The sequence below is a fragment of the Rhizobacter sp. P3_B12 genome, assembly GCF_056402895.1.
In genome coordinates, this window is sequence record NZ_JBFUGN010001272.1 from 1 (window position 1) to 1,441 (window position 1,441).

Annotated in this window: 1 protein-coding gene; it reads right to left on the bottom strand. The window is 67.4% G+C overall.

What is annotated here, in order from left to right:
* Window positions 1-57: 57 nt before the first annotated feature.
* The gene (locus AC1D01_RS34445) at window positions 58-1,362 is read right to left on the bottom strand and encodes a hypothetical protein (RefSeq protein WP_489740926.1); all 1,305 of its coding nucleotides are present in this window, start codon (window positions 1,360-1,362) and stop codon (window positions 58-60) included.
* Window positions 1,363-1,441: the final 79 nt, after the last annotated feature.

The window sequence follows — 1,441 nt, forward strand, 5'->3', positions numbered from 1 at the left end:
AAGAAAAACGGCCCGCCGCTTCACAGCGACGGGCCGCGCTTCAGGCACCCGCGGTGCTTACGGGAAATTGATCACGTTCACCGGGATCGTCGACACGCCTTGTGCCGCCGCGCCGGTGTTGTTGACCACGTGGTCGATCACGCCCACGCCGCCCAGCGACACCGTCATCACGCTGTGCAGCTTGACGCCCGGCGTGGCCGGGACCTCGAAGCCGCGCCCGGCGTGGATCTGCGGGTTGATGTTGAAGAAGCAGTACGCGCCGCCGCCCCACAGCTCGTGCGTCGTCACCGAATCGGCCACCTTGTACGCGGCATAGCCCACCGCGTCGCTGCGCCAGGTGGTCTGGCTCGGCGGGTCGTACGGGAACTCGTTCTGGAAGAAGATCGTCTTGCCGTTCTGGCCGTTCCAGATCACTTCGTACTTCTGGTAGTGCTCGACGAACAGGCCAGTGGCCAGCACGTCGTTGCCGTTCACGACCACGCCGGTGTCGGCGGTGTTGATGCCCCAGCCGGTCGCGGCGATGCCGTGGTCGGCGCGCCAGGCCCAGATGTGGTCGATGATCGTGTTGTGGCTGTTCACGATCAGGCTGTTGGTCGCCTTGCCCGACACCGCGCCGCCGATGCGGAAGAAGATGTCGTGGATGCTGATCGGGTTGGCCGCGTGGTTGTTCGCGGCGCCCGTCGGGCCGACCGTCAGCAGCGATTGGCTGTTCACGGTGCCGGCATCGAACAGCAGGCCGGCGATCTTGACGCCGTCGACGTCGGCCACGCTCATCGGCACCACGCCGCCCGTCGGCACCAGGGCCGGGAAGCCCAGGCCCAGCACCACGGTGTTGGCCCGCGTGATGCGGATCGTGTCGTTGAGCTGGTAGGTGCCTGGCGTGAAGAACAGGTTCAGGCCTTGTGCCAGYGCCTGGTTCAGCGTCGCCGCGCTGTCGCTCGGCTTGGCCACGTAGAACTGGCTCATCGGGATCGAGCTGCCTGCCGTCGCGCCATTGGCCCAGCTGGCACCGGACGCATTGGTGCGCAGCGACGGCACGAACACGCGGTACTTGCCGGCGCTGTCGATGTACAGGTAGGGCTTGTCGCGCGAGAACGGCGTGGTCGGCAGCACCGTGTACACCGGTTGCGGGAAGGTGGTCGCGGCCGGGCCGCCCGGCACGCCGGAGAACACCATGTTCCACACGCCGCCGGTCCAGCTGCCGAGGTTGCTGTCACGCGTGTACCACTGCTGCTGCGAGCCGGAGCTGATCTGGCCGTCGATCTTGCTGTCGGCGATGTAGCCGCCGCTGGCATAGCCCTGGCCGCCGTCCATGTTCGACGGGCCCAGCGTCATGTTGCCCAGCACGTGGATGCGGCGCATCGGTGCGGCCTGCGAGACGCGCTGGGCGTGCTGGCCGACGGCACACGCGACATCCTGGGGCTGTGGATCGAGAACACCG